Raw genomic sequence first — 25,690 nt, forward strand, 5'->3', positions numbered from 1 at the left:
TTTGCTGCGCGTGGGAACGATCATCGACCGAGAAATGCCGATACTCTACTCGCCGCAGCCGCCAAATGCTGCTCATGAGTAAACCCCGAAGCCTTCAGCGGCTTCAAATCATGATCCCCCGCCACCAGCCATAACACCTCGATACTCGGTGACAACGTGTAGCCCTCGACCGCCTCACGATTGCCCAACGCATCGCGCTCACCTTGCACGATCAACGTACGTGTCTTCAGCGCCGCCAGATGCTCCACCCGCGGTTTCTCCGGCTTGCCCACGGCATAAAACGGATAGCCCAGGCACACCAACGCATCAGCACCCAGTTCATCGGCGAGCAAACTGGCCACCCGCCCGCCCATGGACTTGCCGCCAATGGCCAGGGGCCCAGTGACGTGGCGTCGCACCTGGGCATACACCTCGCGCCAGCATTCCAGCAACTTTGGCATCGGATTGGGCGGGCGTTTGCCGCCGTCGACGCGCCGCTGCGACATGTACGGAAACTCAAAGCGCAATACGTTGACGCCTTGTGCCACAAGGCGCGCGGTCATGTCGTTCATCCAGTCGCTGTCCATCGGCGCACCGGCGCCGTGGGCCAGGATCAGGGTCGCAGTGGCCGTGCCCGAAGCCGCATCCCACAACCATCCATGTTCCTGCACGCACTGCGCCCATTGATCCCCGTCAATACCGGCCTTGTGCTGTTTGTCCATGCTTGCCTCGCTTTTAGTCTGCCTATAACTCCAGGCGAAGGGCGCGCCGTTGGCGCCCACTTCGGCTGAACCGTGGATGGGGAACCATGAACACTTCTATCAGTACCGCCTACAACTATAAGGTGGTCCGCCAATTCGCCATTATGACGGTGGTGTGGGGCATCGTCGGCATGGGGCTCGGGGTTTTTCTCGCGGCCCAATTGGTTTGGCCCGAGCTCAACTTCAATTTGCCCTGGACCAGCTTCGGCCGCTTGCGCCCGCTGCACACCAACGCGGTGATCTTCGCCTTCGGTGGCTGCGCCCTGTTCGCCAGTTCGTTCTATTCAGTGCAACGCACCTGCCAGGCCCAGCTGTTTGCACCGAAAATCGCCGCGTTCTGTTTCTGGGGCTGGCAACTGGTGATTGTCCTGGCGGCCATCAGCCTGCCGCTGGGCTTCACCAGTTCCAAGGAATACGCCGAACTGGAGTGGCCGATCGACATCCTGATCACCATCGTCTGGGTCGCCTACGCCATCGTGTTCTTTGGCACGATCATGCAGCGCAAGACCAAGCACATCTATGTCGGCAACTGGTTCTTCGGTGGCTTCATCGTCACCGTGGCGATCCTGCACATCGTCAACAACATGGAATTGCCGGTCAGCTTCACCAAGTCCTACTCGCTGTACTCGGGTGCCACCGATGCGATGGTGCAATGGTGGTACGGCCACAACGCCGTAGGCTTTTTCCTCACCGCCGGTTTCCTGGGGATGATGTATTACTTCGTGCCTAAGCAGGCCGAGCGCCCGGTGTATTCCTATCGCCTGTCGATCGTGCACTTCTGGGCGCTGATCACTTTGTATATCTGGGCCGGCCCCCACCACCTGCACTACACCGCCTTGCCGGACTGGGCGCAGTCGCTGGGCATGGTGATGTCGCTGATCCTCCTGGCGCCGAGCTGGGGCGGCATGATCAACGGCATGATGACCCTGTCGGGCGCCTGGCATAAATTGCGCAGCGACCCGATCCTGCGCTTCCTCGTGGTCTCGCTGGCGTTCTACGGCATGTCGACCTTCGAAGGGCCGATGATGGCGATCAAGACCGTCAACGCCCTATCCCACTACACCGACTGGACCATCGGCCACGTACACGCCGGCGCGCTCGGCTGGGTAGCGATGATTTCCATCGGTGCGCTGTACCACATGATCCCGAAAATCTTCGGTCGCGCGCAGATGCACAGCATCGGCCTGATCAACGCGCACTTCTGGCTCGCCACCATCGGCACCGTGCTGTACATCGCCTCGATGTGGGTCAACGGCATCGCCCAGGGCCTGATGTGGCGTGCGGTGAACGAGGACGGCACGCTGACCTACTCCTTCGTCGAAACCCTGGTGGCCAGCCATCCGGGCTTCGTCGTGCGACTGGTGGGCGGGGCGATCTTCCTCAGCGGCATGTTGCTGATGGCCTACAACACCTGGCGCACCGTGCGGGCCTCGCAGCCTGCCGACGTCGTCGCTGCCGCGCAGATGGCCTGAGGAGTCCGCCATGAAACACGAAACAATCGAGAAAAACGTCGGCCTGTTACTGCTGCTGATGATCCTGGCCGTGAGCATCGGCGGCCTGACCCAGATCGTCCCGCTGTTCTTCCAGGACGTGACCAACAAACCGGTGGAAGGCATGAAGCCCTACACCGCTTTGCAGCTCGAAGGTCGCGACATCTATATCCGCGAAGGCTGCGTCGGTTGTCACTCACAGATGATCCGCCCGTTTCGCGCCGAGACCGAACGCTACGGGCACTACTCGGTGGCTGGCGAAAGCGTGTGGGATCACCCGTTCCTCTGGGGTTCCAAGCGCACCGGTCCGGACCTGGCCCGGGTGGGCGCGCGCTTCTCCGATGACTGGCACCGCGCGCACTTGTACAACCCGCGCAACGTGGTGCCGGAATCGAAGATGCCGGCCTACCCGTGGCTGGTGGCCAACCCGGTCGACAGCGGCCACACCGAAACCAAGCTCAAGACCATGCGCACCCTGGGCGTGCCATACACCGACGAGGACATCAGCGGTGCCGTCGCCTCGCTCAAGGGCAAGTCCGAGATGGACGCGCTGGTCGCCTACCTGCAAGTGCTCGGCACTGCGATCAAGAGCAAGAGGTGAGCCATGGTCGTTGAAATAAGTACCGGAATGATCCGCGGCCTGGGCACCGTCGTGGTGTTCGTGGCCTTCGTCGGCCTGACGCTGTGGGTGTTCAACGCCAAGCGCAGCCCGCAATTTGCCGAAGCGCGCCTGCTGCCGTTCGCCGATGAACCACAAGCCGAGACCCCCGAAGAATCCGCCACAAGGAGCACCCGGCCATGACCACTTTCTGGAGTACGTGGATCTGCGTATTGACCATCGGCAGCCTGATCGGCCTGACCTGGCTGCTGATCGGCACCCGCAAGGGCGAAACCAAGGGCAGCGTCGACCAGACCATGGGCCACAGCTTCGACGGCATCGAGGAGTACGACAACCCGTTGCCGCAATGGTGGTTCATGCTGTTCGCCGGCACCCTGGTGTTTGCCGTCGGCTACCTGATTCTCTATCCCGGCCTGGGTAACTGGAAAGGCATCCTGCCCGGTTATGAGAACGGCTGGACCGGCGTGCACGAATGGGAAAAGGAGATGGACAGGGCCGACGCTCGATTCGGGCCGATCTTCGCCAAATTCGCCGCCATGCCGGTGGAAGAAGTGGCCAAGGACCCGCAAGCGCTGAAAATGGGTGGGCGCCTGTTCGCCTCCAACTGTTCGGTGTGCCATGGCTCGGATGCCAAGGGCGCGTTCGGCTTCCCCAACCTGGCGGACAGCGACTGGCGCTGGGGCGGCGACGCCAACACCATCAAGGCCACCATCCTGGGTGGACGCATGGCGGCGATGCCGGCCTGGGGCGAAGTGCTGGGCGAGGCAGGGGTGAAAAACGTCGCCGCCTATGTGCGTCACGAACTGGCCGGGCTGCCATTGCCGGCGGACAACAAGGCCGATCTGCAAGCCGGGCAACAAGCGTTCAGCACCACCTGCACCGCCTGCCATGGGGCAAGCGGCCAGGGCACCGCCGCCATGGGCGCGCCGAACCTGACGCACCCGGCCGGCTTCATTTACGGCACCAGCCTGACCCAGCTCGAGCAGACCATCCGCCACGGTCGCCAGGGCCACATGCCGGCGCAAAATGAGTTGCTCGGCAACGATAAAGTACAATTGCTGGCTGCTTATGTGTACAGCCTGTCACACAGACTGAATACACAAAACCTGCAAGTCGAAGGCAAAAAGCAATAGTTCGCAACACCTGCACTGCCGCATTCTTTCGGATGCGGTAGTTCCCCGCCCCTTTGCGACCCATTGTCGCACCCTGTCAAACCTCACCTTTCGAATCCCCGGATTCGGGTCTACGCTTGGTCGATGCGAACTGGCCCGTGCCGGTTCCAGGTCCGCCTTGCGCGATGTGTTCGCCCCATCGGCTGACTGACAGGCCGCAAACGCCGGTAGATACCGGCTGTCGTGCCAAATGCCGTCGGTCGCCAATCAGGGCTTTTGAACACACCCCGTTACAAGTGACCTGAACCCCCTCGCTTTTTCCGTTCGCTGCGACATTTTGTCCGAGGCCATTTTTGTCCTTACGCGGCGCATGGAAAGGCCGCAGAATCAGCATTTGAACGCATTGACCCAGGTCATGGCGCGTTGCAATGACCCCCTGCTTTCTCCATACTTGCGGCCGATTTTTAATCCTAATAAAACACCCAAACCGTGGAACCTTAGAATGAGCACAGCAATCAGTCCGACTGCTTATAACTATAAGGTAGTCCGCCAGTTCGCCATCATGACGGTGGTCTGGGGGATCCTTGGCATGGGGCTCGGTGTCTTCATCGCCTCGCAACTGGTCTGGCCGGAGTTGAACTTCGGTCTGCCATGGACGAGCTTTGGACGCCTGCGCCCGTTGCACACCAACCTGGTGATTTTCGCCTTCGGTGGTTGTGCACTGTTTGCCACTTCCTATTACGTCGTGCAGCGAACCTGCCAAACGCGACTGATTTCCGACAGCCTCGCGGCCTTCACCTTCTGGGGTTGGCAAGCGGTGATCGTCGGCGCCATCGTTACCTTGCCGCTGGGTTACACCACCACCAAGGAATACGCTGAGCTGGAATGGCCGCTGGCTATTCTGCTGGCCATCGTCTGGGTCACCTACGGCCTGGTGTTCTTCGGCACCATCACCAAGCGCAAGACCAAGCACATCTATGTGGGCAACTGGTTCTACGGTGCCTTCATCGTCGTGACCGCGATGCTGCACATCGTCAACCACATGTCGCTGCCGGTCAGCCTGTTCAAGTCCTACTCGGCCTACTCGGGCGCGACCGACGCGATGATCCAGTGGTGGTACGGTCACAACGCCGTAGGTTTCTTCCTGACCACGGGCTTTTTGGGGATGATGTACTACTTCGTGCCGAAACAGGCCGAGCGTCCGATCTACTCCTATCGCCTGTCCATCGTGCACTTCTGGGCGCTGATCACCCTGTACATCTGGGCCGGCCCGCACCACCTGCACTACACCGCTCTGCCGGACTGGGCCCAGTCCCTGGGCATGGCGATGTCGATCATCCTGCTGGCGCCAAGCTGGGGCGGCATGATCAACGGCATGATGACCCTGTCGGGCGCCTGGCATAAGCTGCGCACCGACCCGATCCTGCGCTTCCTGGTGGTGTCCCTGGCGTTCTACGGCATGTCGACCTTCGAAGGTCCGATGATGGCGATCAAGACCGTGAACTCGCTGTCGCACTACACCGACTGGACCATCGGCCACGTACACGCCGGTGCACTCGGCTGGGTAGCGATGATCTCGATCGGCGCGATCTACCACATGATCCCGAAACTGTTCGGTCGCGCGCAGATGCACAGCATCGGCCTGATCAACACGCACTTCTGGCTCGCGACCATCGGTACCGTTCTGTACATCGCTTCGATGTGGGTCAACGGCATTACCCAGGGCCTGATGTGGCGTGCAATCAACGATGACGGCACCCTCACCTACTCGTTCGTCGAAGCGCTGCAAGCCAGCCACCCGGGCTTCATCGTCCGCGCCCTGGGCGGTGCGTTCTTCGCCGCCGGCATGCTGTTCATGGCCTACAACGTATGGCGCACCGTACGCGCCTCGAACCCGGCTGAAGCCAAAGCCGCCGAACAGATTGCCGTAGTTGGAGCTCACTGATGAAGCATGAAGCAGTCGAGAAGAATATTGGCCTGCTGGCCTTCTTCATGGTTATCGCCGTCAGTGTCGGCGGCCTGACCCAGATCGTTCCGCTGTTTTTCCAGGATGTCACCAACAAGCCGGTCGAGGGTATGAAGCCCCGCCCTGCCCTTGAACTGGAAGGCCGGGACGTGTACATCGCCAACGGTTGTGTCAGCTGCCACTCGCAGATGATCCGCCCGTTCCGTGCTGAAACCGAACGTTACGGCCACTACTCGGTCGCCGGTGAAAGCGTGTGGGACCACCCGTTCCTGTGGGGTTCCAAGCGCACCGGTCCGGACCTGGCCCGTGTCGGCGGTCGTTACTCCGATGACTGGCAGCGTGCGCACTTGTACAACCCGCGCAACGTGGTGCCTGAGTCGAAAATGCCGGCCTACCCGTTCCTCGTGGAAAACAAGCTCGACGGCAAAGACACCGCCAAGAAAATGGAAGTGTTGCGCGCGCTCGGCGTTCCTTACACCGACGAAGACATCGCCGGTGCCAAGGATGCCGTGAAGGGCAAAACCGAAATGGACGCGCTGGTGGCCTATCTGCAAGGCCTGGGCACCATCATCAAAAGCAAACGGTGATCTAAATGGATATCGGGATGATTCGTGGCCTGGGCACCGTCGTTGTGATGGTGGCCTTTGTCGGTCTGGCCTTGTGGGTGTTCAGCCCCAAGCGCAAGTCGGAGTTTGAAGACGCCACCTTGCTGCCTTTCGCGGATGATCCCGAAGCCATCAAGCACGTCGAGCAAGCTTCTAGGAGTAACAAAGAATGACTACATTCTGGAGTCTGTATGTCACAGTCCTCAGTCTCGGTACGATCTTTTCCCTGACCTGGCTGCTGCTGTCGACCCGCAAGGGCCAGCGCACCGAGTCGACCGAAGAGACGGTTGGCCACTCCTTCGACGGGATCGAGGAGTACGACAACCCCCTGCCGAAATGGTGGTTCATGCTGTTCGTGGGCACCATCATCTTCGCCCTGGGCTACCTGGTGCTGTACCCGGGCCTGGGCAACTGGAAAGGCCTGCTGCCGGGCTACAACTACCTCGATAACGAGAAGCAGACCGCGTTCGCCAACGGCCAGACCGGCTGGACCGGCGTTCACGAATGGGAAAAGGAAATGGCCCGCTCGGACGCCAAGTTCGGTCCGATCTTCGCCAAGTTCGCTTCCATGCCGATCGAAGAAGTAGCGAAAGACCCGCAAGCCCTGAAAATGGGTGGTCGCCTGTTCGCCTCCAACTGCTCGGTCTGCCACGGTTCCGACGCCAAGGGTGCCTACGGCTTCCCTAACCTCACCGACGCCGACTGGCGCTGGGGCGGCGAAGCGGAAACCATCAAGACCACCATCATGGGCGGTCGCCACGCGGTCATGCCAGCGTGGGCCGAAGTGATCGGCGAGCAAGGCGTGGCGGACGTTGCCGCTTTCGTCCTGACCAACCTCGACGGCCGCAAGCTGCCGGAAGGCACCAAGGCCGACCCGGTTGCCGGTGGCAAGTTGTTCGCGGCCAACTGCGTGGCCTGCCACGGTCCGGAAGGCAAAGGTACCCCGGCAATGGGCGCACCTAACCTGACCCACCCGGCCGCGTTCATCTACGGCTCGAGCTTCGCTCAACTGCAGCAGACCATCCGTTACGGTCGTCAGGGCCAGATGCCTGCGCAAGAGCAAATGCAGGGTAATGACAAGGTTCACCTGCTGGCCGCCTACGTCTACAGCCTGTCTCATGGCGAGAAGGCTCCGGTGGCGGACGCCCAGTAAGGCATACGCCTGAAGCGATAACGAACGGCCCCGCCAATGAGAATTGGCGGGGCCGTTTTGTTTAGGGCACCGGTTTCATAATCTGAAACCTATATTCGATGGGATTGCGCGCCGGTCAGGGGTAACGTCGACTGACCTGGCAACCGGCATGAGGCGGGTGTGCCAGGACAAGGAAGTTAAACGTCATTAAACAAGGAATACATACCATGTCTGATCAAGAACACATCGTTGACGACTGCAGGGGCCCGGTACTGCCTGAACCTGTGAAAGTAGAAATCTCTCCGACTGTTGAGCTCGTCATCCCCGAGTGCGAAACACCCGAGGAACCTGCATCTGGGAAACCTTCGCAGCGTCGTGCCAACTTTGCCATCCCCCCCGAAGGCGAGGGTGGCGAGCACGACAGCTCGTGGAGGATTGACTAGCCTCAAGCCGTGCCGGCATGAGGCGGGGTCTGCCAGGACAAGGAAGTTAATTGTCATTACACAAGGAATGCATGCCATGTCTGATCAAGAACACATCGTTGACGTCTGTATGGGGCCGGTACTACCTGAGCCTGTGAAAAGCGTTCCGGATGTTGTGTCCGTTACCACCGAGGGCGAAACACCAGGGGAACCTGAAGCCAAGGATGCTACGCAGCGTCGTTCCAATTTTGCCGCACCCAGCGGTGGCAAGGGCAACGGCGGCAAGGGCAGCGGGCTCGACAGCCTGGGGCAAGGTAACCTGCCTTAAGCCGTAACCCGTGAGCGCGGCGGATATCCGCCGCGCTCCGAAGCCAGGCCCCCACACCTCGGCCGTGCAATACCGTTGAGCTATAGTCAATTGACCTGCATCATGTTTTGTTACATTCGCTACACCATTCGGGTTTTTTCCCCAACGCGACCAAAGGTCGCACCCTTGAGATAGAGCGACAGGCGTATCATTGCGCTACTGCAACACCTCTTTTTGACCGCGGTCGGCACGTACTGGCCGGGGCATTTTTCCACTGCCGTGGGATGCAATGATGAGCAACCAGATTCCGGTACACGACGTCACCCCGCCCACCAAGAACGCGAACAACAGCGTCGACCTCTACGCCTCCAGGGAAAAAATCTACACCCGCGCCTTCACTGGCCTGTTTCGCAACTTGCGCATGGCGGGCGGCGCTTTCCTGTTCCTGTTGTATTTCGGTACGGTGTGGCTCAACTGGGGTGGGCACCAGGCCGTCTGGTGGAATTTGCCGGAGCGCAAGTTCTTCATCTTCGGCGCGACCTTCTGGCCACAGGACTTCATCCTGCTGTCCGGCATGCTGATCATCGCCGCCTTCGGCCTATTCTTCATCACCGTGTATGCCGGCCGCGTCTGGTGCGGCTACACCTGCCCGCAGAGCGTCTGGACCTGGATCTTCATGTGGTGCGAAAAGATCACCGAAGGTGACCGCAACCAGCGCATCAAACTCGACAAGGCGCCGATGAGCGCCAACAAATTCCTGCGCAAATTCAGCAAACACAGCCTGTGGCTGTTGATCGGCTTCGTCACCGGCATGACCTTCGTCGGCTACTTCTCGCCGATTCGCGAACTGGTGATCGAGTTCTTCACCGGCCAGGCCGATGGCTGGTCATATTTCTGGGTCGGTTTCTTCACGCTCGCCACCTACGGCAACGCCGGCTGGCTGCGTGAGCAGGTGTGCATCTACATGTGCCCGTACGCACGCTTCCAGAGCGTGATGTTCGACAAGGACACGCTGATCGTCTCCTACGACCCGCGCCGCGGCGAAAGCCGTGGCCCGCGCAAGAAAGGCATCGACTACAAGGCCCAGGGCCTGGGTGACTGCATCGACTGCACCATGTGCGTCCAGGTCTGCCCGACCGGCATCGACATTCGCGACGGCCTGCAGATCGAGTGCATTGGTTGCGCGGCGTGCATCGATGCCTGCGACGCCATCATGGACAAGATGGAGTACCCACGCGGCCTGATCAGCTACACCACCGAGCACAACCTGTCCGGGCAGAAAACCCATAAACTGCGCCCGCGCCTGATCGGCTATGCCGTGGTGCTGATGGTGATGATCGGGGCACTGGTGACCGCGTTCTTCATGCGTTCGCTGGTCGGTTTCGACGTCAGCAAGGACCGCGTGCTGTACCGTGAGAACGCCGAAGGCCGGATCGAGAACGTCTATAGCCTGAAGGTCATGAACAAGGACCAGCGCGACCACACTTATGTACTGGAGGCCACCGGCCTGCCGGACCTCAAGCTGCAAGGGCGGCGCGAGATCAAGGTCGCGGCCGGCGATATCATCAGCCAGCCGGTGGAACTGTCGGTGGCGCCGGAACAATTGCCATCGAGCACCAACGAGGTGAAATTCATCCTCAAGGACGCCGATGACGCCAGCATCCACGTTGAAGCCAAGAGCCGATTCATCGGCCCACAAAATCGTTGAGAGAAGTGATCATGCCCGCAGCAACTGCCGCAAGTCCCTGGTACAAGCACCTTTGGCCGTGGATCATCATCGGGATCCTGGCCTGCTCGGTGACCCTGACCTTGTCCATGGTGACCATCGCGGTGAAGAACCCGGACAACCTGGTCAACGACAACTACTACGAGGCTGGCAAAGGCATCAACCGCTCCCTGGACCGTGAACTGCTGGCGCAGACCCTGCTGATGCGCGCCAGCATTCATCTGGATGACGTGACCGGTGAAGTCGACCTGCGCCTGAGCGGCAATAGCCAGCCTGCCACGCTTGAGTTGAACCTGATCTCGCCGACGCAACCGGAGAAGGATCGCAAGGTCACCCTCACCCGCAGCGACACCGAACAGGGCCGCTACATCGGCCAGCTGGGCGACAAGATCGAAGGCCGCCGCTTCATCGAATTGCTCGGCAGCCAGGACGACCACATCTGGCGCATGTTCGAGGAAGAATTGGTCAACCACGACAAGGAATTGCTGCTCGGTGATGAACCGTTGCAAGGCGCGGAAGACCTGAAAAAATAAAGCCTTACCTTGATCGTTCCCACGCTCTGCGTGGGAACGCAGCCAGGGACGCTCCGCGTCCCAGCCGAAGCGGACGCAGAGCGTCCGGGGAGGCATTCCCACGCAGAGCGTGGGAACGATCATCGGACAACGCCTCATGACCACCCCAACCCCCTGCTACCACTGCGCCCTGCCCGTCCCCTCCGGCAGCCGCTTCACCGCCGTCGTGCTCGGGGAGTCACGGGAATTCTGCTGCCCGGGATGCCAGGCCGTGGCCGAGGCCATCGTCGCCGGCGGCCTGCAAAGTTATTACCAGCATCGCAGCGAAGCCTCGGCCAACCCCGAAGCGTTGCCGGTGCAATTGGTCGATGAACTGGCGCTGTACGACCGCGCCGACGTACAGCAACCCTTCGTTCGCCACGAAGGTGAACTGGCCGAAACCACGCTGCTGATGGAAGGCATCAGCTGCGCCGCCTGCGGCTGGCTGATCGAGAAACACCTGCGCACCTTGCCCGCCGTTGCCGAAGCGCGCCTGAACCTGTCCAACCATCGCTTGCACGTGCGCTGGGCCGACGGGCAATTGCCGCTGAGCCGGGTGCTCGCCGAACTGCGCCAGATCGGCTACGCCGCTCATCCCTACCAGGCCGACCGCGCCAGTGAACAGCTGGCCAGCGAAAACCGCCTGGCGCTGCGCCAGCTCGGCGTGGCCGGTTTGCTGTGGTTCCAGGCGATGATGGCGACTATGGCCACCTGGCCGGAATTCAACATTGACCTCAGCCCCGAGCTGCACGCCATCCTGCGTTGGGTCGCACTGTTCCTGACCACACCGATCGTATTCTACAGCTGTGCGCCGTTCTTTAAGGGCGCCATGCGCGATTTGCGCACGCGCCACCTGACCATGGACGTTTCGGTGTCGCTGGCCATTGGCAGTGCCTACATCGCCGGGATCTGGACCTCGATCACCGGCGTCGGCGAGCTGTATTTCGATGCCGTCGGCATGTTCGCCCTGTTTTTGCTGGCCGGGCGCTACCTGGAACGGCGCGCCCGGGAACGCACCGCCGCCGCGACCGCGCAACTGGTCAACCTGCTCCCCGCTTCCTGCCTGCGCCTGGGTGCCGATGGCCAGAGCGAGCGCATCCTGCTACGTGAACTGCAGGTTGGCGATCAAGTGCTGGTACATCCAGGGGCAATCCTGCCGGCCGACGGTAAAATTCTCGACGGCCAGTCGAGCATCGACGAATCGCTGCTGACCGGTGAATACCTGCCGCAGCCACGCACCCCGGGCGATGCCGTCACCGCCGGCACCCTGAACGTGGAAGGCCCGTTGACCGTCGAAGTTTTGGCCCTCGGTCATGACACCCGTCTCTCGGCCATTGTCCGTCTGCTCGACCGCGCCCAGGCGGAAAAACCGCGACTGGCGGAAATCGCCGACCGTGCTGCGCAATGGTTCCTGTTGCTGACACTGATCGCCTGCGCCTGCATTGGACTGTTGTGGTGGGAGCTGGACCCGTCACGCGCCTTCTGGATTGTGCTGGCAATGCTGGTCGCGACCTGCCCCTGCGCCCTGTCCCTGGCCACGCCAACTGCGCTCACCGCCGCCACAGGCACCCTGCACAAGTTGGGTTTGTTGTTGACCCGCGGCCATGTGCTGGAGGGCCTGAACCAGATCGACACGGTGATCTTCGACAAGACCGGCACCCTCACCGAAGGCCGACTGGCACTGCGTTCGATCCGCCCCCTCGACGCTCTTGGCAGCGATCAATGCCTGAGTCTCGCCGCCGCGCTGGAGAACCGTTCCGAACACCCGATTGCCCGCGCTTTTGGCCGCGCGCCGCTGGCCGCCGAGGAAGTCCACAGCACGCCGGGGCTTGGCCTTGAAGGGCTGGTTGGCGAACAGCGCCTGCGTATCGGCCAACCCGGTTTTGTCTGCGCACTCAGCGGCGCCGCGGTGCCATCAATGCCGGACGAAGCCGGCCAATGGCTGCTGCTCGGCGATAGCCAGGGGCCGCTGGCGTGGCTGGTTCTCGACGACCGTTTGCGAGCCGATGCCCCCGACCTGCTGGCAGCCTGCAAGGCGCGCGGTTGGCGCACCCTGTTGCTGTCCGGCGACAGCTCGCCAATGGTCGCCAGTGTCGCAGCCGAACTGGGCATCGATGAAGCCCGTGGCGGCTTGCGACCGGACGACAAGCTGCAGGTCCTACAACAACTGCACAAGGAAGGTCGCAAGGTGTTGATGCTCGGTGACGGGGTCAACGATGTGCCGGTACTGGCCGCCGCCGACATCAGCGTGGCCATGGGCTCGGCCACTGACCTGGCGAAAACCAGCGCCGACGCTGTGCTCCTGTCCAACCGCCTCGATGCCTTGGTGCAAGCCTTCAACCTGGCGCGACGCACCCGTCGGGTGATCATCGAGAACTTGCTGTGGGCCGCGCTGTACAATGGCCTCATGTTGCCGTTCGCCGCCCTCGGCTGGATCACCCCTGTGTGGGCCGCAGTCGGCATGTCGCTCAGTTCGTTGACCGTGGTGCTCAACGCCCTGCGCCTGACTCGCCTGCCGAGCGCGCCGGCTGCACGCACCACGCCAGAAACCCGCCCGCTGCCGGCCTGAGCCGCGCGGGCATGGAGTCCAGATGCCAGCTCTCTACGTGATGATTCCGGCCGCGCTGTTGATCGTGGCCATCGCTGTCTACATCTTCTTCTGGGCAGTCGACAGCGGTCAGTACGACGACCTCGACGGCCCGGCCCACAGCATCCTGTTCGACGACCAGGACCCGAACCACACCGCGGCGGTCGACGAGGCCAGCGGCCATCCGCCCAAACCCGACGACAAGGCTCCGCCCCATGCTTGAACTGGCGCCGCTGTTGGTATCGGCGGTCATTCTCGGTCTACTCGGTGGCGGGCATTGCCTGGGCATGTGCGGCGGCTTGATGGGCGCCCTGACCCTGGCCATCCCCAAGGATCAACGCAGCCGGCGCTTTCGCCTGCTGCTGGCCTACAACCTGGGACGCATACTCAGCTACGCCGCCGCCGGCCTTTTGATCGGCCTGGCCGGCTGGGCGGTGGCCAACAGCCCGGCGGCCATGTTCATGCGCGTGCTCGCCGGCCTGCTGCTGATCGCCATGGGCCTGTACCTGGCCGGCTGGTGGAGCGGGCTGACGCGCATCGAAAGCCTCGGCCGCGGCCTGTGGCGGCATATCCAGCCGGTCGCCAATCGACTGCTGCCGGTGTCTAGCCTGCCCCGTGCGCTGTTACTGGGCGGACTCTGGGGCTGGCTGCCATGCGGCCTGGTCTATAGCACCTTGCTGTGGTCGGCCAGCCAGGGCAATGCGCTGGACAGTGCGTTGCTGATGCTGGCGTTTGGATTGGGCACCTGGCCGGTACTGCTCGCCACGGGGCTGGCGGCTGAAAGAGTCACGGCGTTGCTGCGTAAACGCAGCGTGCGCATGGCGGGCGGGTTGCTGGTGATGTTGTTTGGGATCTGGACTTTACCGGGGCCGCATCAGCATTGGTTGATGGGGCATTAGATTGGCGGCGCGCCCTTCGCCTGTAGGAGCGAGGCTTGCCCGCGAAGAGGCCCGCTCAAACAATACAAATCGCCACCTTTGATGCAAATCAAGATCCGGAAATGGCACCTCCTCTAGACTGGCCACACTGCCAGCCTATCCGGGGGAATGCCCGCATGATGCTCGACGCCATTCGTTGGGACACCGATCTGATCCGCCGTTATGACCTGGCGGGACCGCGCTACACCTCCTACCCGACCGCGGTGCAATTCCACAGCCAGATCAGCCCGTTCGATTTGCTGCATGCCCTGCGCGACAGCCGCAAGGCCGTGCGCCCGTTGTCGCTGTACGTGCACGTGCCGTTTTGCGCGAACATTTGCTACTACTGCGCCTGCAACAAGGTGATCACCAAGGATCGCGGCCGGGCGCTGCCCTACCTGCAGCGCCTGGAGCAGGAAATCCAGCTGATCGCCTGTCATCTCGACCCCGCGCAGAAAGTCGAGCAACTGCATTTCGGTGGCGGCACCCCGACCTTTCTCAGCCACGACGAACTGCGTCAGTTGATGTCGCACCTGCGCAAGCACTTCAATCTGCTCGATGACGATAGCGGTGACTACGGCATCGAAATCGACCCTCGCGAAGCCGACTGGTCGACCATGGGCCTTCTACGGGAATTGGGTTTCAATCGGGTCAGCATCGGCCTGCAAGACCTTGACCCGGCCGTGCAGCGCGCGGTCAATCGCCTGCAGAGCCTGGAAGAAACCCGCGCGGTGATCGACGCCGCCCGCACCCTGCAGTTTCGCTCGATCAACATCGACCTGATCTACGGACTACCCAAACAGACCCCGGAAAACTTTGCCCGCACCGTCGACGAAGTCATCAGCCTGCAACCGGACCGCCTCTCGGTGTTCAACTATGCGCACCTGCCGGACCGCTTCATGCCGCAACGGCGGATCAATATCAACGAGCTACCGACCCCGGCGCAAAAACTGCAGATGCTGCAGCGCACCATCGAGCAACTGACCGCCGCCGGTTACCGCTACATCGGCATGGACCACTTCGCGCTGCCCGACGATGAACTGGCGATCGCCCAGGAGGAATCGACCCTGCAACGCAACTTCCAGGGCTACACCACCCACGGCCATTGCGATTTGATCGGGCTGGGCGTATCGGCGATCAGCCAGATCGGTGATTTGTACTGCCAGAACATCAGCGACCTGAACCAATACCAGAACACCTTGGCCTCTGCGCAATTGGCCACCAGCCGTGGCCTGTCGTGCAACGCCGATGACCGCCTGCGCCGCGCGGTGATCCAGCAACTGATCTGCAATTTCAGCCTGGAATTTGCCCAGATCGAACAGGCCTTCAACATCGATTTTCAAGGCTATTTCGGCGAACTTTGGCCACAATTGCAGGGCATGGACAAGGATGGCCTGATTGAGCTGACCAGCGAAAGCATCACTGTGCTGCCGGCAGGTCGCTTGCTGGTGCGCTCGGTGTGCATGGTGTTTGACGCCTACCTCGAGCAACACAGTCGCCAACGGTTTTCCCGAGTGATCTAAACCCTGCGGCAAATGCGCCGCGCGCTGGCATCAACGTCCTGCAGTGGGTTACCCTTACGTCTTATGTGTGATTTCCCACAAGGATTGAAGAAATGTCTGAGCCAGTAAAACTGCGCGCTCACAATCAGGCCCATTGCAAGGATTGCAGTCTGGCCCCGCTGTGTTTGCCACTTTCTCTGAATCTGGAAGATATGGATGCGCTGGACGAAATCGTCAAACGTGGCCGCCCGCTGAAAAAGGGTGAGTTTCTGTTCCGCCAGGGCGACAAGTTCGACTCTGTCTACGCCGTGCGCTCCGGCGCCCTGAAGACCTTCAATCTGAGCGATGCCGGCGAAGAACAGCTCACCGGCTTCCATTTACCGAGCGAGCTGGTCGGGCTGTCGGGCATGGACACCGAAAAACACCCGGTGTCGGCGCAAGCGCTGGAAACCACCTCAGTGTGTGAAATCCCCTTTGAACGCCTCGACGAACTGGCCCTGCAACTGCCGCAGTTGCGCCGTCAGCTGATGCGCGTGATGAGCCGTGAGATCCGTGACGACCAACAGATGATGCTGCTGCTGTCGAAGAAGACCGCCGACGAGCGTATTGCCACCTTCCTGGTCAACCTGTCGGCGCGCTTCCGTGCCCGGGGCTTCTCGGCCAATCAGTTCCGCCTGAGCATGTCGCGCAACGAAATCGGCAACTACCTGGGCCTGGCGGTGGAAACCGTTTCGCGGGTGTTCACGCGCTTCCAGCAGAACGAGCTGATCGCCGCCGAGGGCAAGGAAATCCGCATCCTCGACCCGATCCAGCTCTGCGCCCTGGCGGGTGGCTCACTCGAAGGCTGATTAGGCCGATCGCGGCTGAGCGAAACGGTTCAGCCGCCGTTATACTGTGTCGTTTGCAGCCTGCCAGGACACCTTCGATGGTCTTCGACTCCTTCGACATCAAATCCCTCATCCGCCCCGTGATCGACTTTCCGAAGCCCGGCGTGATCTTTCGCGACATCACCCCGCTCTTCCAGTCGCCCACGGCCCTGCGCCTGGTGATGGACAGCTTCGCCCACCGCTATGTCGAGGCGGATTTCACCCACATCGGCGCCATGGATGCCCGGGGTTTCCTGATCGGCTCGGTGCTGGCTTATCAGTTGAACAAGCCGCTGGTGCTGTTTCGCAAGCAAGGCAAGTTGCCGGCCGACGTTCTGGCCGAAGGCTATGCGACCGAGTACGGCGAAGCGTTTCTTGAAGTGCACGCCGACAGCCTGTGCGAAGGCGACTCGGTGGTGATGTTCGATGACCTGATCGCCACCGGCGGTACCCTGATTGCGGCGGCGAACCTGATTCGACGCATGGGTGCGCGGGTGCATGAAGCGGCGGCGATCATTGACTTGCCGGAGCTGGGTGGTTCGCAGCGCCTGGAAGACATGGGGATTCCGACTTTCTGCCTGACGCAGTTTGCCCTGTCTGATAAGTAAGTAGCGACTGTACTGACGCCTTCGCTGGCAAGCCAGCTCCTACAAGTGCATGGTGCGCCGCTCCCGTGTAGGAGCGGGCTTGCCCGCGAAGGCGTCAGTCGCTACACCACAAGACTCAAAGCCCCATCTGCTTGCTGATGATTTCATTCATCACTTCCCGCGTCCCCCCGCCAATCGACAATATCCGGTTATCTCGGTACAACCGCTCCACCAGGCTCTCGCGCATGTAACCCAGGCCACCCAGTATCTGCACGGCATCGTGGGTGATGCGGTCCGCCGTGTCCGTGGCAAAGTTCTTGGCCATGGAAATTTCCTTGATCACACTCTTGCCCGCCGCCATTTTCGCCGCCTGCCTGTAGGTGAACTCCCGTGAGACTTCGAGTGCCGTGGCCATGTCCGCCAGGCGATGCTTGATCACCTGGAACTTGCCGATCGGTTTACCAAAGGCTTCACGCTCGCGCGCCCACTTGAGGCTCTCTTCCAGGGCAAGCTGCGCGGTCATGTTGGCCATCAACGCCAGGGCCAGGCGTTCGTTCTGGAAATTGCCCATGATGCAGGCGAAACCCATGTTCTCGCTGCCGATCAGATTTCCTACGGGCACCTGGCAATCATCGAAGAACAATTCGGCAGTGTCCGACGCCCACCAGCCCATTTTCTTCAGTTGCCGACCCACGGTGAAGCCCGGGGTGCCCTTTTCGATCAGCAACAGGCTGATGCCGGCGAAACCCGGCTCGCCGGTGCGCACCGCGACGGTGTAGTAGTCCGCGCGCACGCCGCTGGTGATGTAGGTTTTACTGCCGTTGACCCGGTAGAAGTCGCCCTCACGCACCGCGCGGGTTTGCAGGTTGGCGACGTCGGAACCGCCGCCGGGTTCGGTGACGGCCAGGGCGCTGATTTTCTCGCCGGACAACACCTTTGGCACGACGCGATCTCGGACGCAAGGACTGGCCCACTTGAGAATCGGCGGCAGGCCGATGTCCAGCGAGCCCAGGCCCGCCACCAGGCCACCCGAGCCACAGCGCATCAGCTCTTCGCTGGCGGCGATCTTGGCGAATACATCCCCCTCGTGACTGCCGCCCAGGCTTTGCGGGTAACCGATGCCGAGGATGCCCGCCGCGCCAGCCTTGAGGTAGAGCTCACGGGGAAAGCTTTCAGCTTCTTCCCACTGCTCGATACCCGGCAGTATCTCGCGCTCGACGAAGCGCCTGACGCTGTCGCGGACCATTTGGTGGCTGGGGTCGAAGTATTCCTCGAAGGCAGGCATCGGCGAACTCCACTGAAGGGTTCAGCGAAGTTAACCGAGCGCTTGCTTGGTTTTCAACAGGATTGTGTGAATCAGATAAACCGAGGCGCGCCCTTCGCGGGCAAGCCTCGCTCCTACAAAGGCAGAAGCAACAGAGAACCCGTAGGAGCGAGGCTTGCCCGCGAAGGCGTCAATGGCAACACCGCATATCTTCAGAGAGAAATCGGCTTACGCCCCGCAAACGAATGCGCCAGCGTGCCGCCATCCACCAACTCCAGCTCGCCACCCAGCGGCACGCCATGGGCGATGCGCGAAGCGATCAGGCCTTTGCTGCTGAGCAACTGGGCGATGTAGTGCGCGGTGGCTTCGCCTTCCACGGTCGGGTTGGTGGCGAGGATGACTTCAGTGAACGTGCCCGCCTCCTCGATCCGCGCCATCAATTGCGGAATGCCGATCGCCTCCGGTCCCAGCCCGTCGAGCGGTGACAGGTGCCCCTTGAGCACGAAGTAGCGGCCACGGAAACCGGTCTGCTCCACGGCGTAGACATCCATCGGCCCTTCCACCACGCACAGCAGGGTGTCGTCGCGGCGGGTATCGGCGCATTGCGGGCAGAGGTCGTCTTCGGTCAGCGTGCGGCACTGACGGCAGTGACCGACCCCATCCATGGCCTGGTTCAGGGCCAGTGCCAGGCGCGAGCCGCCACTGCGATCACGCTCGAGCAACTGCAACGCCATGCGCTGGGCGGTTTTCTGACCCACGCCTGGCAAAACTCGCAGGGCGTCGATCAGTTGGCGAATCAAAGGGCTGAAGCTCATGGGGAAAAGTCCGACGAAAACAACGAGACGCGGTTTATACCCGCGCCTCTGTTGAGCGTCAATTCACAGCGTCAATTAGTCGTTGGGCGCGACCCGTACCACCAGTTTGCCAAAGTTGCGACCTTCCAGCAGCCCGATGAACGCCTCGGGCGCCTGTTCCAGGCCATCGACCACGTCTTCGCGAAATTTCACCTTGCCATCACGCACCCACGGCGCCATCGCGCTGATGAATTCCGGCTGACGGTCGCCGTAGTCGTCGAACACGATAAAGCCCTGGATTCGCACCCGCTTGGTCAACAGTGTGCGCTGCAATTGCGGCAGGCGATCCGGGCCGCTCGGCGCTTCGCTGGCGTTGTAGGAGGCAATCAGGCCACAGAGCGGAATCCGCGCCTTGGGGTTGAGCAACGGCACCACGGCGTCGAACACCTTGCCGCCGACGTTTTCGTAGTAGATGTCGATGCCCTTGGGGCACGCTTTCGCCAACTCGTCGACGAAGTCCGGGCTCCTGTGGTCGATGCAGGCATCGAAGCCCAGTTCCTCAGTGACATAACGACATTTCTCCGCCCCGCCGGCCACGCCAACCACGCGCAGGCCCTTGATCTTCGCCACCTGGCCCACCACCGAGCCCACGGCGCCCGAGGCCGCCGCCACCACCAGGGTCTCGCCTTCCTTCGGCTGGCCGATGTCCATCAAACCCATGTAGGCGGTCATACCCGGCATGCCCAGCACACCCAGGGCCATGGAGGGGCTGGGCAGGCCCGACGGTAGCGCCATGATGCCGGTACCGTCGTTGATGCTGTGGCTCTGCCACCCCGTGGCGCCGACCACCAGGTCACCTTCATGGAACTTGGGATGGCGCGAACGCTCGACCCGGCTGACAGCACCACCGGTCATCACATCGCCGATTTCCACCGGCGCGGCATAGGACGGCGCATCACTCATACGCCCGCGCATGTAGGGGTCCAGTGACAGGTAAAGGGTCTTGAGCAGCACCTGCCCCTCGGCCAGATCGGGTAGCGCGACCCGCTCCAGGCGAAAATTCTCCGGTGTCGGCGCGCCGACCGGGCGTGAGGCCAGGACGATGCGTTGGTTGAGGGTCATGGGGTCGGACATGTCAGCGTCTCCTTTGATCGATGTTTATTCCCGGCACATGATCGTTCCCACGCTCCGCGTGGGAATGCAGCCCGGGACGCTCCGCGTCCCTTTCCAAAGCCGAACGCGGAGCGTCCGTTGAGGCATTCCCACGCAGAGCGTGGGAACGATCGGTCAGCCCCAGAAACAAAAATGCCAGGCAAGATGCCTGGCATTTTTTGTAGCTCATCTGATGCCTTAAGGCGAATCAGAAAGGCAGTTTCATGCCCGGTGGCAGTTGCATGCCGGCGGTCATGCTGCCCATTTTGTCCTGGCTGTTGGCTTCGATCTTGCGCACGGCGTCGTTGACGGCCGCGGCGAACACCGCCTCGAGCATTTCCTTGTCATCTTCGCTCAGGCCTTCGACCAGGCTTGGGTCGATGGTCACGCGTTTTACGTCGTGACGACCGGTCATCACTACGGTGACCATGTCGCCACCGGCTTTACCGGTGACTTCGGCGTTGGCCAGCTCTTCCTGCATCTTGGCCATTTTTTCCTGCATCTGCTGCGCCTGCTTCATCAGGCCGGCCATGCCACCTTTCATCATGGGAATCACCTCAAAAGTACTTGGATTAAACGGCGCCCGCCCGTGCGGGCAAGCGCCTTCAGTTATTAGCCCTGACTGACCAGGGCCTCGACAGGTTCAATAGTATCGTTACGGACCACGGCACCGAACTGCTGCATCATTTGCTGGATGAACGGATCACCGTGGATCGACTCCTCGGCCTCGCGCTGGCGGTCGGCACGCCGACGGGACGCCGCCTGGGCCGGGGTTTCCTGCTCGGGCTTGATCAGCTCCATGGTCAGGGTCAGGGTCCGCCCGTGATACTGGTTCAACGCTTCGTTGAGGCGACGTTGTTGAGTAGCGTTGAACAAGGCGCTGTGAGCCGGGTCCAGGTGCAGCAACCAGTTGTCGCCATCGACCGCGATCAGCGTGCAGTTGGCGGCGATGCTGCCGGTCATGCCGGAGATCGGCAGCTTCGGGAACAGCTCCAGCCATTGCAGGGCCAGGCCCGTGGCGGGTGCCGCGGCGGGCTCAGGCTCGGGTTCCGCGGCTGGCTCGGCGGCGTGCTCGCTGGCCAAATCGTCGAGGTAGCTGTAGGCCGAGTCCATGTCTGGCTCGATGTAATCCTCGTCCAGCGGCGGCTCGTCATCCAGGTCCATGCCCGGGGTGGCGGCATCGACCTGAGCCACCGTCGGTTCAGGAATCGGCGCGGCGGCCCACTCTGGCGCGTCCGGTACTGCGCTGTCCGGGGTCGGCATCGGCATTGGCGGCAACTCGGGCTGCTCGCTGACGGTTTCCAGCACTGGCTCGACGGCTGGCTGTTGGACGGCTGCAGGCTCGACCGGATCATTCCACGGCAGGTCGACCACTTCTTCGACTACGACTGCTTGGGCCACCGGATCAGGTACAGGCTCAGGTATTGCGACAGGCGCAACCGGCGCAGGTGCCGGAGCCACTGCCGCAACAGGTGCAACGACGACCTTTGCTACTACTGGCGTGGCAGCCACTGATTTGGCGGAATCAACCGTGGCCTGGCTGATCCCCACCGGCTTTAGCGGTTGCCTTGGCGCATCCGTGGTGTCGGCGGGCCGGAACGCCAGCATGCGCAACAGCACCATTTCAAAGCCGCCACGGGGATCCGGCGCCAGCGGCAAGTCGCGGCGGCCGATCAGGCCCATCTGGTAATAGAACTGCACGTCTTCGGCCGGCAAGGCCTGGGCCAGGGCCAGCACCCGGTCACGGTCGCCATGACCGTTGTCGACGCCTTCCGGCAATGCCTGGGCGATGGCGACACGGTGCAGCACATTGAGGATTTCCGAGAGCACGCCGTTCCAGTCCGGGCCCTGTTCGGCCAGGTGACGGACCGCTTCGAGCAAGGCCTTGGCGTCGCCTTCGATCAACGCATGCAGGACGTCATAGACCTGGCCGTGATCGAGGGTGCCGAGCATCGCCCGCACGTCAGCGGCCATGACCTTGCCTTCGCCGAAGGCAATCGCCTGGTCGGTGAGGCTCATGGCATCGCGCATCGAACCGTCGGCGGCGCGACCGAGCAACCACAGCGCATCGTCTTCGAACGGCACGTTCTCGACGCCGAGCACATGGGTCAAATGCTCGACGACCCGTTCCGGGGTCATGTTCTTCAGGGAGAACTGCAGGCAACGCGAAAGAATCGTTGCAGGAAGTTTCTGCGGATCAGTGGTGGCCAGGATGAACTTGACGTAGGGTGGCGGCTCTTCGAGGGTTTTCAACAGCGCATTGAAGGAATGGCTGGAGAGCATGTGCACTTCGTCGATCAGGTAGACCTTGAAACGCCCGCGGCTGGGGGCGTACTGCACGTTGTCGAGCAGTTCGCGAGTGTCTTCGACCTTGGTGCGGCTGGCGGCGTCGATCTCGATCAGGTCGACGAACCGGCCTTCATCGATTTCGCGGCACACCGAACACTCGCCACAGGGCGTTGAAGTGATACCTGTTTCACAGTTCAGGCATTTGGCGATGATCCGCGCGATGGTGGTCTTGCCGACCCCGCGCGTACCGGTAAACAGGTACGCGTGGTGCAGCCGCTGGCTGTCCAAGGCATTGATCAGAGCCTTGAGCACATGGGTCTGGCCGACCATTTCGCGGAACGAGCGCGGACGCCATTTACGTGCAAGAACCTGATAACTCATCGAAAACCGTCGCAGCGAAGGAAGCAGAAGCGGCTAATGCTAGCGGAGCAAGGCACAAATTGCATCCGGTGCGCTCGTCTAATCTGGCTAAGCTGCATTTTGCGGCCTTTTTGCTTCAAGAATAGTGGAGCGTTTATGCGGCTGGGCTTGGGGGCACTGCTGTTGATCAGCCTGAACGGGGTGGCCGCTGATGCGCCGTTGCGCTTCGTGGTGCCCGACAGTTGGGCAATGCCGATGGTGCAGCTTGAACGCGGCCGGCCGACCCAGGGCATCCTGTATGACGTGATGCTCAGCCTCGCGACCCAGGTCGGTGTACCGGCGCAGTTCCACGTCTTGCCTCGCGGCCGGGTGCAAAACGCCATGGAACAGGGCGAGGTCGACATTCGCTGCTACGCCGCGCAGTCCTGGATGCCGAACCAGTCCGGCGACTATATCTGGAGCATTCCGCTCTGGACCCAACCCGACTTGCTGGTCAGCCGGCCTGACGCGACGGCCTCCGTCATCCCGACAAACTTGCCACATCAATCGATCGGCACGGTCCTGGGCTACAGCTACCCGACCCTGCAACCGCTGTTCGACACCAACCGGCTGTATCGCGACGATGCCCGCAACCAGGAACAGGTGCTGGAGAAGCTGCATGCCGGGCGCAACCGTTATGCGGTCAGCAACCAATGGACCCTGGACTGGTTCAACCAGCGATTATTGCCGCAGCAGCAACTGCAAAGCGTGGCGTTCCTGCAGGAACAACGCGTCGGCTGCTACGTGCGCAACGATCCCAAGGTGCCGGTGCAGCGCATTCTGCGCACCCTGCTGCGCATGAAGATGTCAGGGGAGATCGATGACATCATTCGCCTTTACGTTGGCGGTAAGACTGAAGCCAGGCCCTAACCAAGGACGGCTTCATCCGCCACCCGCCATTGCACCGGGGCGACAAACCCCCTGACCCAGCCCGGCACGTCGGCGACGGGCATCGGCGGCGCAATGAAATCCCCCTGGGCCACCTCGCAGCCCAGCTGCAACAGCAACTCGCCGTGCTCGATACTTTCCAGCCCCTCGGCGATCACCTGGCGGCCAAATGCCCGGGCCAGGCCGATCACGGCCGTGGCCAATGCCAGGTCATCGCCATCATGGAGAATGTCGCGCACAAAGGACTTGTCGATCTTGATGGTCTGGGTGCGCAGGCGCTTGAGGTAACTCAGGGATGAGTAGCCGGTACCGAAATCCCCCAGGGAAAACTGCACCCCAAGCGCCTGGCAAGCCTGCAGGCAGGCACTGACATGCTGGATGTTCTCGACGGCGACCGACTCGACGATCTCCAGGTCAAGTCGCTGTGGGGCGACTTGCGCATGCCGCGCCAACAGGTTTTTGAGCCGCTCGACGAAGTCCGCCCGCTGAAAATGCCGCGCCGCGATATTGATGCTCACCGGCCAGTCATGCCCGGCCTGGCGCCATTTATCCAGCTGTGCCAACACCTGGTCAATGACCCATTCACCGATATCGATGATCAGGTCTGTCTCTTCCACCTGGGGCAAGAATTCCCGGGCGGCCACCAGGCCGTTTTGCGGGTGCTCCCAGCGCAGCACGGCCTCGAAACCGATGACCCGGCCATGGCGCATGTTGACCTTGGGCTGGAACTGCAGGCGCAATTCCTCGGCATCCAGCGCTTGGCGCACCCGTTCGACCGTCTCGTGAGTGGCCTTGACCTCGCGGTCGCGGGTCACGTCGAATAAATGAAAGCGCTTGCGACCACTCTGCTTGGCCACGTACATCGCTTGGTCGGCATGTCGCAGCAGGGTCCCGGCATCTACGTTGTCGTGAGGGAAGAGCGTGACGCCAATGCTGGCAAACACATTGATGTCCTTGCCATGCAGCGAGTACGGCACCGATATCGCCCCCAGTACCCGGTTCAGCGCGGCCCGCAGTTGCGCCAGGTCATGTACGTAACGCAACACCAGGACGAACTCGTCGCCACCCAGCCGCGCGACCACGTCCTCGCCACGCACGATGTTGCGCAGGCGCTTGGCCACCTCCACCAGCAACAGATCGCCAGTGGCATGCCCGTAGCCATCATTGACCGCCTTGAAGCCATCAAGATCGAGCATGCACACCGCCAGCGCAATGCTCTCCTGCCGGGAGAACTCCAGCGCCTGGTCCAGCAGGTCCGAGAGAAATGCGCGATTGGGCAGCCCGGTCAGCACGTCATGACCGACCCGCCATTGCAGGGAATGCAGCAGTTGACGTTTCTCGCTGATGTCGAAGCGAATCGACAGGTACCGCTCAACCCGCCCGGTGTCGGAATCGATCACCGGCACCATGGTGCTTTCGACCCAGTACAGGCTGCCATCCTTGGCACGGTTGCAGATCTCGCCCTTCCAGATATGACCCAGGGCGATGGTGCGCCACATGTCGACGAAGAACTCGGTGGCGTGCATGCCGGAATTGAGCATGCGATGGTTTTGCCCAAGCAGTTCTTCACGGCTGTAGCCGGACACTGCGCAAAACTGCTCATTGACGTGGGTAATCCGGCCGCTCAGGTCGGTCTCGGAAAAAATCGCGGCGGCATCCACCGCCCTGCGGTACTTCTCATCCATGAGTCGGGCTCGCTGTCGCTGGCGGTGGAACCTGTTAAAGGCAGCAACACCGATACTGGTAATATTCTGCAAGACATCAGGTGGCTCTCG

The 25,690-nt window shown here is 61.8% G+C and carries 25 protein-coding genes; 18 read left to right on the forward strand and 7 right to left on the reverse strand.

Annotation, left to right across the window (positions count from 1 at the left end; genetic code table 11):
• Positions 1-20 precede the first annotated feature (20 nt).
• A complete protein-coding gene (locus HFK74_RS30435; protein WP_180206776.1) occupies positions 21-701 on the reverse strand; it encodes an alpha/beta fold hydrolase in 681 nt (226 codons plus the stop codon).
• A gap of 86 nt (positions 702-787) precedes the next feature.
• On the opposite strand from HFK74_RS30435, the gene ccoN (HFK74_RS30440) reads away from it, so the two are divergent.
• From ccoN (HFK74_RS30440) to HFK74_RS30520, 17 genes are all read left to right on the forward strand, one after another.
• Positions 788-2,212, forward strand: coding sequence for a cytochrome-c oxidase, cbb3-type subunit I (gene ccoN, locus HFK74_RS30440; protein ID WP_180206777.1), 1,425 nt, complete (start codon positions 788-790; stop codon positions 2,210-2,212).
• A 10-nt stretch (positions 2,213-2,222) separates the two neighbouring features.
• Positions 2,223-2,831, forward strand: coding sequence for a cytochrome-c oxidase, cbb3-type subunit II (gene ccoO, locus HFK74_RS30445; protein ID WP_180206778.1), 609 nt, complete (start codon positions 2,223-2,225; stop codon positions 2,829-2,831).
• Between the two features lie 3 nt (positions 2,832-2,834).
• Positions 2,835-3,032, forward strand: a complete 198-nt coding sequence (locus HFK74_RS30450) for a cbb3-type cytochrome c oxidase subunit 3 (RefSeq protein ID WP_008057897.1) — start codon at positions 2,835-2,837, stop codon at positions 3,030-3,032.
• Positions 3,029-3,982 (forward strand): cytochrome-c oxidase, cbb3-type subunit III, encoded by a 954-nt coding sequence (gene ccoP, locus HFK74_RS30455; protein WP_180206779.1) that lies wholly within the window; start codon positions 3,029-3,031, stop codon positions 3,980-3,982. Before HFK74_RS30450 ends, ccoP (HFK74_RS30455) begins: the two co-directional genes overlap by 4 nt.
• 481 nt (positions 3,983-4,463) lie before the next feature.
• Positions 4,464-5,906 carry a cytochrome-c oxidase, cbb3-type subunit I gene (ccoN, locus tag HFK74_RS30460; RefSeq protein ID WP_180206780.1) on the forward strand — a complete coding sequence of 481 codons (1,443 nt, stop codon included), beginning with the start codon at positions 4,464-4,466 and terminating at the stop codon, positions 5,904-5,906.
• Positions 5,906-6,514 (forward strand): cytochrome-c oxidase, cbb3-type subunit II, encoded by a 609-nt coding sequence (ccoO, locus tag HFK74_RS30465; RefSeq protein WP_008057891.1) that lies wholly within the window; start codon positions 5,906-5,908, stop codon positions 6,512-6,514. Before ccoN (HFK74_RS30460) ends, ccoO (HFK74_RS30465) begins: the two co-directional genes overlap by 1 nt.
• Before the next feature lie 5 nt (positions 6,515-6,519).
• Positions 6,520-6,705, forward strand: coding sequence for a CcoQ/FixQ family Cbb3-type cytochrome c oxidase assembly chaperone (locus HFK74_RS30470; RefSeq protein WP_032831505.1), 186 nt, complete (start codon positions 6,520-6,522; stop codon positions 6,703-6,705).
• Positions 6,702-7,685 (forward strand): cytochrome-c oxidase, cbb3-type subunit III, encoded by a 984-nt coding sequence (ccoP, locus tag HFK74_RS30475; RefSeq protein WP_008057888.1) that lies wholly within the window; start codon positions 6,702-6,704, stop codon positions 7,683-7,685. The genes HFK74_RS30470 and ccoP (HFK74_RS30475) overlap by 4 nt, the downstream gene beginning before the upstream one ends.
• 498 nt (positions 7,686-8,183) lie before the next feature.
• Positions 8,184-8,414 carry a hypothetical protein gene (locus HFK74_RS30480; RefSeq protein WP_180206781.1) on the forward strand — a complete coding sequence of 77 codons (231 nt, stop codon included), beginning with the start codon at positions 8,184-8,186 and terminating at the stop codon, positions 8,412-8,414.
• Between the two features lie 271 nt (positions 8,415-8,685).
• Positions 8,686-10,101, forward strand: coding sequence for a cytochrome c oxidase accessory protein CcoG (ccoG, locus tag HFK74_RS30485; RefSeq protein ID WP_180206782.1), 1,416 nt, complete (start codon positions 8,686-8,688; stop codon positions 10,099-10,101).
• 11 nt (positions 10,102-10,112) lie between these two features.
• Positions 10,113-10,652 (forward strand): FixH family protein, encoded by a 540-nt coding sequence (locus HFK74_RS30490; protein WP_180206783.1) that lies wholly within the window; start codon positions 10,113-10,115, stop codon positions 10,650-10,652.
• 136 nt (positions 10,653-10,788) lie between these two features.
• Positions 10,789-13,239: a heavy metal translocating P-type ATPase gene (locus HFK74_RS30495; RefSeq protein ID WP_180206784.1), complete on the forward strand. Its 2,451-nt coding sequence runs from the start codon at positions 10,789-10,791 to the stop codon at positions 13,237-13,239.
• 22 nt (positions 13,240-13,261) lie between these two features.
• Positions 13,262-13,480, forward strand: a complete 219-nt coding sequence (gene ccoS, locus HFK74_RS30500) for a cbb3-type cytochrome oxidase assembly protein CcoS (protein WP_008057874.1) — start codon at positions 13,262-13,264, stop codon at positions 13,478-13,480.
• Entirely contained in the window at positions 13,473-14,156 is a 684-nt protein-coding gene (locus HFK74_RS30505; protein ID WP_180206785.1) for a sulfite exporter TauE/SafE family protein, read from the forward strand. The genes ccoS and HFK74_RS30505 overlap by 8 nt, the downstream gene beginning before the upstream one ends.
• 158 nt (positions 14,157-14,314) lie before the next feature.
• Entirely contained in the window at positions 14,315-15,697 is a 1,383-nt protein-coding gene (gene hemN, locus HFK74_RS30510) for an oxygen-independent coproporphyrinogen III oxidase (RefSeq protein ID WP_180206842.1), read from the forward strand.
• Positions 15,698-15,789: 92 nt separating this feature from the next.
• On the forward strand, positions 15,790-16,524 hold the full coding sequence (gene fnr, locus HFK74_RS30515) for a fumarate/nitrate reduction transcriptional regulator Fnr (protein ID WP_008057871.1): 735 nt from the start codon (positions 15,790-15,792) through the stop codon (positions 16,522-16,524).
• Between the two features lie 77 nt (positions 16,525-16,601).
• A complete protein-coding gene (locus tag HFK74_RS30520; RefSeq protein WP_008057870.1) occupies positions 16,602-17,150 on the forward strand; it encodes an adenine phosphoribosyltransferase in 549 nt (182 codons plus the stop codon).
• A 115-nt stretch (positions 17,151-17,265) separates the two neighbouring features.
• On the opposite strand, the gene HFK74_RS30525 is transcribed toward HFK74_RS30520, so the two are convergent.
• The 5 genes from HFK74_RS30525 to dnaX all read right to left on the reverse strand — a co-directional run bounded on the left by HFK74_RS30525 (position 17,266) and on the right by dnaX (position 23,009).
• Positions 17,266-18,414 (reverse strand): acyl-CoA dehydrogenase family protein, encoded by a 1,149-nt coding sequence (locus tag HFK74_RS30525; RefSeq protein ID WP_180206786.1) that lies wholly within the window; start codon positions 18,412-18,414, stop codon positions 17,266-17,268.
• 191 nt (positions 18,415-18,605) lie between these two features.
• Positions 18,606-19,208 (reverse strand): recombination mediator RecR, encoded by a 603-nt coding sequence (gene recR, locus HFK74_RS30530; protein WP_008057867.1) that lies wholly within the window; start codon positions 19,206-19,208, stop codon positions 18,606-18,608.
• 75 nt (positions 19,209-19,283) lie between these two features.
• On the reverse strand, positions 19,284-20,321 hold the full coding sequence (locus HFK74_RS30535) for an NADP-dependent oxidoreductase (RefSeq protein WP_180206787.1): 1,038 nt from the start codon (positions 20,319-20,321) through the stop codon (positions 19,284-19,286).
• Between the two features lie 226 nt (positions 20,322-20,547).
• Positions 20,548-20,886 (reverse strand): YbaB/EbfC family nucleoid-associated protein, encoded by a 339-nt coding sequence (locus HFK74_RS30540; RefSeq protein ID WP_007933349.1) that lies wholly within the window; start codon positions 20,884-20,886, stop codon positions 20,548-20,550.
• Positions 20,887-20,951: 65 nt separating this feature from the next.
• Complete coding sequence (dnaX, locus tag HFK74_RS30545; RefSeq protein ID WP_180206788.1) at positions 20,952-23,009, reverse strand: DNA polymerase III subunit gamma/tau; 2,058 nt, start codon at positions 23,007-23,009, stop codon at positions 20,952-20,954.
• 135 nt (positions 23,010-23,144) lie between these two features.
• Between dnaX and HFK74_RS30550 the strand changes: the two genes are divergently transcribed.
• Positions 23,145-23,897, forward strand: a complete 753-nt coding sequence (locus tag HFK74_RS30550; RefSeq protein ID WP_180206789.1) for an ABC transporter substrate-binding protein — start codon at positions 23,145-23,147, stop codon at positions 23,895-23,897.
• On the opposite strand, the gene HFK74_RS30555 is transcribed toward HFK74_RS30550, so the two are convergent.
• A complete protein-coding gene (locus HFK74_RS30555; RefSeq protein WP_180206790.1) occupies positions 23,894-25,600 on the reverse strand; it encodes a bifunctional diguanylate cyclase/phosphodiesterase in 1,707 nt (568 codons plus the stop codon). The two genes, HFK74_RS30550 and HFK74_RS30555, sit on opposite strands and share 4 nt — an antisense overlap.
• Positions 25,601-25,690 lie beyond the last annotated feature (90 nt).

It is taken from the genome of Pseudomonas sp. SbOxS1 (assembly GCF_013416725.1).
GTDB lineage: Bacteria > Pseudomonadota > Gammaproteobacteria > Pseudomonadales > Pseudomonadaceae > Aquipseudomonas.

What these genes read in the sequence shown, in the direction of transcription:
- dnaX (WP_180206788.1), bottom strand. Translation starts at nt 23,009, where the DNA reads ATGAGTTATCAGGTTCTTGCACGTAAATGGCGTCCGCGCTCGTTCCGC.
- ccoS (WP_008057874.1), top strand. Translation starts at nt 13,262, where the DNA reads ATGCCAGCTCTCTACGTGATGATTCCGGCCGCGCTGTTGATCGTGGCC.
- hemN (WP_180206842.1), top strand. Translation starts at nt 14,315, where the DNA reads ATGCTCGACGCCATTCGTTGGGACACCGATCTGATCCGCCGTTATGAC.
- HFK74_RS30525 (WP_180206786.1), bottom strand. Translation starts at nt 18,414, where the DNA reads ATGCCTGCCTTCGAGGAATACTTCGACCCCAGCCACCAAATGGTCCGC.
- HFK74_RS30520 (WP_008057870.1), top strand. Translation starts at nt 16,602, where the DNA reads ATGGTCTTCGACTCCTTCGACATCAAATCCCTCATCCGCCCCGTGATC.
- ccoO (WP_008057891.1), top strand. Translation starts at nt 5,906, where the DNA reads ATGAAGCATGAAGCAGTCGAGAAGAATATTGGCCTGCTGGCCTTCTTC.
- HFK74_RS30540 (WP_007933349.1), bottom strand. Translation starts at nt 20,886, where the DNA reads ATGATGAAAGGTGGCATGGCCGGCCTGATGAAGCAGGCGCAGCAGATG.
- HFK74_RS30435 (WP_180206776.1), bottom strand. Translation starts at nt 701, where the DNA reads ATGGACAAACAGCACAAGGCCGGTATTGACGGGGATCAATGGGCGCAG.
- HFK74_RS30505 (WP_180206785.1), top strand. Translation starts at nt 13,473, where the DNA reads ATGCTTGAACTGGCGCCGCTGTTGGTATCGGCGGTCATTCTCGGTCTA.
- HFK74_RS30550 (WP_180206789.1), top strand. Translation starts at nt 23,145, where the DNA reads ATGCGGCTGGGCTTGGGGGCACTGCTGTTGATCAGCCTGAACGGGGTG.
- HFK74_RS30555 (WP_180206790.1), bottom strand. Translation starts at nt 25,600, where the DNA reads ATGGATGAGAAGTACCGCAGGGCGGTGGATGCCGCCGCGATTTTTTCC.
- ccoN (WP_180206777.1), top strand. Translation starts at nt 788, where the DNA reads ATGAACACTTCTATCAGTACCGCCTACAACTATAAGGTGGTCCGCCAA.
- ccoG (WP_180206782.1), top strand. Translation starts at nt 8,686, where the DNA reads ATGAGCAACCAGATTCCGGTACACGACGTCACCCCGCCCACCAAGAAC.
- HFK74_RS30480 (WP_180206781.1), top strand. Translation starts at nt 8,184, where the DNA reads ATGTCTGATCAAGAACACATCGTTGACGTCTGTATGGGGCCGGTACTA.
- HFK74_RS30535 (WP_180206787.1), bottom strand. Translation starts at nt 20,321, where the DNA reads ATGTCCGACCCCATGACCCTCAACCAACGCATCGTCCTGGCCTCACGC.
- ccoO (WP_180206778.1), top strand. Translation starts at nt 2,223, where the DNA reads ATGAAACACGAAACAATCGAGAAAAACGTCGGCCTGTTACTGCTGCTG.
- HFK74_RS30450 (WP_008057897.1), top strand. Translation starts at nt 2,835, where the DNA reads ATGGTCGTTGAAATAAGTACCGGAATGATCCGCGGCCTGGGCACCGTC.
- ccoP (WP_180206779.1), top strand. Translation starts at nt 3,029, where the DNA reads ATGACCACTTTCTGGAGTACGTGGATCTGCGTATTGACCATCGGCAGC.
- ccoP (WP_008057888.1), top strand. Translation starts at nt 6,702, where the DNA reads ATGACTACATTCTGGAGTCTGTATGTCACAGTCCTCAGTCTCGGTACG.
- HFK74_RS30470 (WP_032831505.1), top strand. Translation starts at nt 6,520, where the DNA reads ATGGATATCGGGATGATTCGTGGCCTGGGCACCGTCGTTGTGATGGTG.
- fnr (WP_008057871.1), top strand. Translation starts at nt 15,790, where the DNA reads ATGTCTGAGCCAGTAAAACTGCGCGCTCACAATCAGGCCCATTGCAAG.
- recR (WP_008057867.1), bottom strand. Translation starts at nt 19,208, where the DNA reads ATGAGCTTCAGCCCTTTGATTCGCCAACTGATCGACGCCCTGCGAGTT.
- ccoN (WP_180206780.1), top strand. Translation starts at nt 4,464, where the DNA reads ATGAGCACAGCAATCAGTCCGACTGCTTATAACTATAAGGTAGTCCGC.
- HFK74_RS30495 (WP_180206784.1), top strand. Translation starts at nt 10,789, where the DNA reads ATGACCACCCCAACCCCCTGCTACCACTGCGCCCTGCCCGTCCCCTCC.
- HFK74_RS30490 (WP_180206783.1), top strand. Translation starts at nt 10,113, where the DNA reads ATGCCCGCAGCAACTGCCGCAAGTCCCTGGTACAAGCACCTTTGGCCG.